The following is a 5,554-nucleotide window of genomic DNA, read 5'->3' on the forward strand; positions in this document are numbered from 1 at the left end:
GAACTGGCTGGTTGCCGCGCCCTCAATGCTCCAGTGCCCGGAGTTGTGTGGCCGTGGTGCGAGCTCATTGACCAGAAGCCGCCCCTCCAGAGTCACAAAGAGCTCAACGCACAGCACTCCGACTACCTCCAGTGCCTCTAAAATCCCCTGGGCCAGTGCCTCCGCCTCGCCACTGCCCGCAAGTGGCACGGTCGTCAGGTCCAGAATGTGGTTGACATGGTCGTTTCGCACCAGAGGAAAGGCGACAAAGCTTCCGTCACCTCCGCGCACCGCGACAATGCTCGCCTCGTACGCAAACGCCACCAGCTCCTCTAGGCGAGCAGGCGTGCATCCTAGAGGAGCTGGTAGCGTTTGCGTACGAGGCTAGCATTGTGGCGGTGCGCGGGGGTGACGGAAGCTTTGTCGCCTTCCCTCTGGTGCGAAACGACCATGTCAACCACATTCTGGACCTGACAACCGTGCCGCTCGTGGGAAGCGCTGAGGCGGAGACGCTGGCCCAAGGGATTTTAGAGGCACTAGACGTAGTGGGCGTGCTCTGTGTCGAGCTCTTTGTGACTCCAGCCGGGCAGCTTTTGGTCAATGAGCTCGCGCCGCGGCCACACAACTCCGGGCACTGGAGCATTGAGGGCGCGGCAACCAGCCAGTTCGAGCAGCAAGTGCGCGCGGTCTGCGGTCTGCCGCTGGGCTCGACGGCGCTTCGTGCGCCTGGGATTGCGATGGCTAATTTGCTAGGCGATGTCTGGCCCGCTGACGAAACCTTGGCACCTAACTGGGCGGCGGCACTGGCGGTTCCGGGGCTACACCTGCACCTCTACGGTAAGGCGCAAGCCCGCAAAGGGCGCAAGATGGGGCACCTGACGGCGCTTGCTGCAACGTCGGAGGATGCGGTTCACCTGGTTCTGCGTGCTCGTCAACGGCTCTAGCTGTCTTTTATAGCATTTTCTTGTTACTCCTTTTCGTTATTCGGCGATACAATGCGGAGGCAATTTTTTTAGAGAAAGTTCATTATGGCAGTAGAGGCACAGAGACAAACACGGGGTAGCGAGTTAGGATTAGGCCTGGAGTTTGGGCGGCGGATGCAGCCGACCCCACAAGAGGCGCGTATCGTCATTCAGGGGGGGCGGGCCCTTCACGGAACCGTTACCGTAGGGGGATCTAAAAACGCCACGCTGGCCCTGATGGCGGGAGTGGTTCTTGCGTCCACGGGAGTGACGGGGCTCAAGCGCGTTCCACGGATCAGTGATATCGCGAACATGGCGACGATCCTCCGGGGCCTCGGGGTGGACGCGGTGTTCTCCGAGGATCATAAAAATATACGCTTCGATGCCACTCGTCTCACGTCGTTTGAGCCTTCCGACCAGCTCGTGACGCGAATGCGTGGCTCTCTTCAGCTCCTTGGGCCGATTCTAGCGCGTCAGGGACGGGTTCGGCTGGCTCCTCCAGGGGGCTGCAATATTGGGGCTCGTGCGTATGACCTTCACCTGAAGGGCCTGATGGCGCTCGGTGCCACCATTGATGAGAGTGGGGGATATATCTTCGCCGAAGCTCCTGCGGAAGGGCTGCGTGGGGCGCAGGTCTACCTCGACAAGCCGTCGGTGGGAGCGACCATGAATCTTCTCATGGCAGCCTCGCTGGCCAAGGGAACCACCATCATCGAAAACGCGGCGCAGGAACCCGATGTCGAAGACCTCGCGCAGTTGATCATCGCGATGGGCGGAAATGTCGTGGGCCATGGGACGGGCATGATCACGGTGGAAGGGGTAGAGGCACTTCATGGCGTAGATTTCACCGTCTCCCCCGACCGGATTGAAGGCGGAACCCTGGCGATGGCAGCGGCGATTACCGGCGGCGATCTCTTTTTGGAGGGAGCAAATCCCGCACAAATGCGTCCGATCTTGATGAAACTTGCTGAGATGGGGGTCGTGATTGAGGAGGCACCAAATGGGGTCCGTGTGATGCATCCTGGCCATAGCCTAAAGGCAACCGATGTAACAGCCATGCCGCATCCCGGATTCCCTACCGATCTTCAGCAGCCGATTGCCACGCTGCTGAGCCTTGCGGAAGGAACCGCAATGGTGACGGACACGGTCTACGAAGGTCGGTTTCGCTACCTCAACGAGCTTATCAAAATGGGAGCGAAGGCCCGCTGGGAAGGACGAACGGCTGTCATTACGGGAGTCGGGAGTCTCTCTGGGGCGGATGTTGAGGCATCGGATCTTCGGGCAGGGGCAGCAATGGTGCTTGCCGGGCTGGTTGCTCAGGGAACGACGCGGGTTTTCTCGGTTCATCACATAGATCGGGGTTACGAGTGCTTCACACAGAAACTCGCCTCTGTGGGAGCGGATATTTGGCGCGAAGATGAGTTCGGTAAGAGAGTGGAGGCGGTGTGAAGATTCGACTGGTTCAGGAGATAGGAATCGACTTAGGCACGGCCAATATTCTGGTCTATCAGCGCGGTAAAGGAATTGTCCTACGGGAGCCCTCCGTTGTGGCCATTGATAAAACGACTCGGAAGGTTAAGGCCGTCGGGGAGGAGGCACGCCTGATGCTGGGGCGAACTCCTGGAAACATTATCGCAATCCGCCCGATGCAAGATGGCGTGATTGCGGACTACTCCACCACCCGCGAGATGCTGCGTGCCCTAATCAGTAAAGTCGTAGGGCGACGTGGCCCCTTCAAACCACGTGTTCTCGTGTGTGTGCCCGCCGGTGTCACGAGTGTTGAGAAGCGTGCCGTCCTCCAGGCGACCGAGGAGGCAGGTGCTGGCGTGGCGGCTACCATTGAGGAAACCATGGCGGCGGCGATTGGGGCAGGGCTGCCTATTGCGCTTCCAGGGGGCAATATGGTGGTGGATATTGGCGGTGGCACCACCGATATCGCCGTTATCTCTCTCGGGGGAATCGTGGTGAGCAAGAGCCTGCGCGTCGGGGGCAATAAAATTGATGAGGTCATCATCCGACACATTAAAAACTCCTACAATCTTATGATCGGTGACCGAACGGCGGAAGACATTAAGATTCGTGTGGGGTCGGCATTCCCGCTGGAGCAAGAGCTTCGGATGGAGGTCAAGGGCCGAGACCTAGTGGCAGGACTCCCCAAGACGGTTGAGGTGACCAGCGACGAGATCCGGGAGGCGCTGGCCGAGCCTATCTCACAGATTGTGGACCGTGTGAAAGCCGTTCTGGAGCAGACGCCGCCGGAGCTCTCCTCAGATATTATCGAGCGTGGGATGATGCTCACGGGTGGCGGGGCACTCTTGCGGGGGCTGGATCGCCTGCTGGCTTTAGCGACCGGGATTCCTGTACATGTGGCCGATGATCCCCTGTCGTGTGTTGCAATTGGAACCGGGCGCGCACTGGAGGAGTTTGATGCCATCCGCAGTAGCCAGAATATCAGTGGAAGCTACGAGTAAAAAGATTAGGGACGAAGGACTCAGGTATGCAAAAAGACGAACATAACCACAGTGAGGTTCGGCAGAGTAAGGCGGTGCCCGGGTATCATCCTGCTCAGTCCGTGACGCGCTACGAGGCGGTAGTGCTATTGTTTGAGATGCTTGCCCATGTCGAAGCCTCTGTGGCGCAGCCACGTCGCAGCAAACACGAGATCCAGCCAGGTCGTAAAAGCAATCTGGGTCTCAACCCGACTAAGGCGAAAAACTACACGGATGTCCCCGGCAATCACTGGGCAAGCAAGAGTCTTGTCGGGCTAAGCATACGGGGAGTCTCGCTGGTTGAGGGAACCCGATTTAGTGGCGAACAAGCTGTCACCGGCAATGAGCTTGCGCGCTGGGCGGAGGGGTTTTCCGCCTGGATTGAAGGGCGGCCCGCTACCGCAAAGTCCGTGGCCGGGCTGGTGCAGGTGGGCTACCTGCCGCAGACATCCCCGCTGGTGAAGAAGGCTGATAAGCCGGTTTCGGCTCAGGAAATGACGCAGCTTCTCGTAGGAATGATTGCCCGCTCCCTAGAGAAGGTGACCACCATGTCACCGGACTCACGCTTCGCGAAGTAATCAGCGGCCCAGGCGCTGAATCTGCGGCGTGGTTTCCTCGACGGTTGTCCGGACGCGCCACTCTGGGGACAGGGTCTGGACGAGCTCCTCTTGCGCGGCCACGACGGATGCGGCGTCTTGCGCGACGCGGTTGACGGAGTCGGCAAGCTCCTGGATACGCCCCGTTGCCACGCTCTGGGATGCCTGGGAGTAAGAGGGAAGCGATGCGCGCAGTGCCCCGATCTGCCGGTAGACTTCCTCGCGCAGGGTTCGGGTTCGTCGTGCCAGCTTGGATGCGTTCTGAAGTGCGCGCGCCCGCCGAACCGCCGCCTCCGCCTGTCGGTGCAGCGACTCCGCGATGATCTGATCCGTCTCTCGCTTCGAGCGGAAGAGAAGCCCCTCGGCATCGGCGACTAGCTCTCGAATCTCGTCTTCATCAATGGGCGCGGTAGCGGGAAGCGCAGCGACGGCATCACTGAGAGTTCGGACCGTGTCTCGTAGCTCGGCCTCGGTCTCCACCTGCGAAACACTCAGCGCCTGCACTTCCACCAGAAGCTCAAAATACGCATCTTCCAGCGTGTGCTTTTGCGGGATTTGTGGCAGAGGCTGGCCCAGGAGTGTCGAGAAAATCGTGTCCAGAACCGTCGGTATCGCAACTGTTGGGGTGCGTTGTGGCCGAAGCCGAGCCAGCTCCGCCCCGCTCACGGGGGTCCCGTGGATTTGTTTCTTGCGCATCCGTGGGAGCAGTAGCACGGCGCTCCCCCCGTAGATCGCTCCCATGATCAGGCCCATGAGCGCGTTGTTATTAATGACGCCGACGCCGACACCGATGGCCGCCGCCACACCACTCGTCTGAAGGGTCTGGCGTCGCTCCGCTTCAGGGTCCGTGGTTCCTCCGCGCTGACGAATGAGTGTTCCTCCCCGTGTCTTGCCCAGGTCTTCTGGCTTTAGGTTCACTACCTCACCCCTATTTTCTGAATCTGTGGTGTGTCCAGCTCAGCTCTTGCAGTCACCAGAGCGTCCGCTTCCCGTGCGACGCCTCGCGCAACACTCGCCACTTGCGCGAGGCTTGTCGCATCCACGCCTGAAACACTTGTAGATCCTAGCTCGAGGCGCAGGGCTTCGAGCTGTGCCTGAAGCTCTTGCCGGAGCAGACTATTGCGCCGCAGAAGCGTCGCCGATTTCTCCATCGCAGTGGCGCTACGCTTCAGAGCATCCGCCCGCCGTTCCAACGACTCCGATGCGACTCTGTCCGTCTCCGAAAGTGCCTGTCGGCGTAGCTCATCTGCCTCGGTTCGCAAGCTCTCTGTGTTGCGATTCGCGGTTTCCGCCGGAGCCGGTGGCAGGCGATCCAGCGCCATTCCCAGCACTTTAATCGCCTCTTTTAGCTCCTTTTGGGCCGCCTCAGGCAAATTCGGCTGGGCGAGTGTCTCGCGGATCAGCAGCAGATAGGAGCGCTCCAACTCGTCTTCTTCTTGCGCCAGAAGCATATCCAGCTCGTGCTCGTTCAGGGGAGCCTTGCCCCAGCGGCGCAGAAGACCCCCCGGAATCTGGGTCGCCATTGTCA

The 5,554-nt window shown here is 60.1% G+C and carries 7 protein-coding genes and 1 pseudogene; 5 read left to right on the top strand and 3 right to left on the bottom strand.

Annotated elements, in window-relative coordinates; all coding sequences use genetic code 11:
* On the bottom strand, positions 1-303 hold a 303-nt coding region (locus ACH2EH_RS06780; RefSeq protein WP_395140161.1), incomplete at its 3' end, for an ATP-grasp domain-containing protein.
* A gap of 23 nt (positions 304-326) precedes the next feature.
* Between ACH2EH_RS06780 and ACH2EH_RS06785 the strand changes: the two are divergent.
* The 5 genes and pseudogenes from ACH2EH_RS06785 to ACH2EH_RS06805 all read left to right on the top strand — a co-directional run.
* Positions 327-620: pseudogene (locus ACH2EH_RS06785) on the top strand (ATP-grasp domain-containing protein); the annotation flags it as partial.
* A 96-nt stretch (positions 621-716) separates the two neighbouring features.
* On the top strand, positions 717-923 hold the full coding sequence (locus ACH2EH_RS06790) for a hypothetical protein (protein ID WP_395140170.1): 207 nt from the start codon (positions 717-719) through the stop codon (positions 921-923).
* 84 nt (positions 924-1,007) lie between these two features.
* Positions 1,008-2,390, top strand: a complete 1,383-nt coding sequence (gene murA, locus ACH2EH_RS06795) for a UDP-N-acetylglucosamine 1-carboxyvinyltransferase (RefSeq protein ID WP_395140163.1) — start codon at positions 1,008-1,010, stop codon at positions 2,388-2,390.
* A complete protein-coding gene (locus ACH2EH_RS06800) occupies positions 2,387-3,412 on the top strand; it encodes a rod shape-determining protein (RefSeq protein ID WP_395088800.1) in 1,026 nt (341 codons plus the stop codon). Before murA ends, ACH2EH_RS06800 begins: the two co-directional genes overlap by 4 nt.
* A gap of 26 nt (positions 3,413-3,438) precedes the next feature.
* Positions 3,439-4,008, top strand: coding sequence for a hypothetical protein (locus ACH2EH_RS06805; RefSeq protein WP_395140165.1), 570 nt, complete (start codon positions 3,439-3,441; stop codon positions 4,006-4,008).
* Here the strand turns inward: ACH2EH_RS06805 and ACH2EH_RS06810 are convergent, their stop codons facing one another.
* Together ACH2EH_RS06810 and ACH2EH_RS06815 are read right to left on the bottom strand one after the other, a co-directional pair.
* Positions 4,009-4,944, bottom strand: coding sequence for a hypothetical protein (locus ACH2EH_RS06810; protein WP_395140167.1), 936 nt, complete (start codon positions 4,942-4,944; stop codon positions 4,009-4,011).
* Positions 4,944-5,554 (bottom strand): hypothetical protein (locus tag ACH2EH_RS06815; RefSeq protein ID WP_395140168.1); only part of this gene is annotated, 611 nt, incomplete at its 5' end. The genes ACH2EH_RS06815 and ACH2EH_RS06810, both read right to left, overlap by 1 nt.

Source organism: Armatimonas sp., assembly GCF_043760365.1.
Classification (GTDB): domain Bacteria; phylum Armatimonadota; class Armatimonadia; order Armatimonadales; family Armatimonadaceae; genus Armatimonas.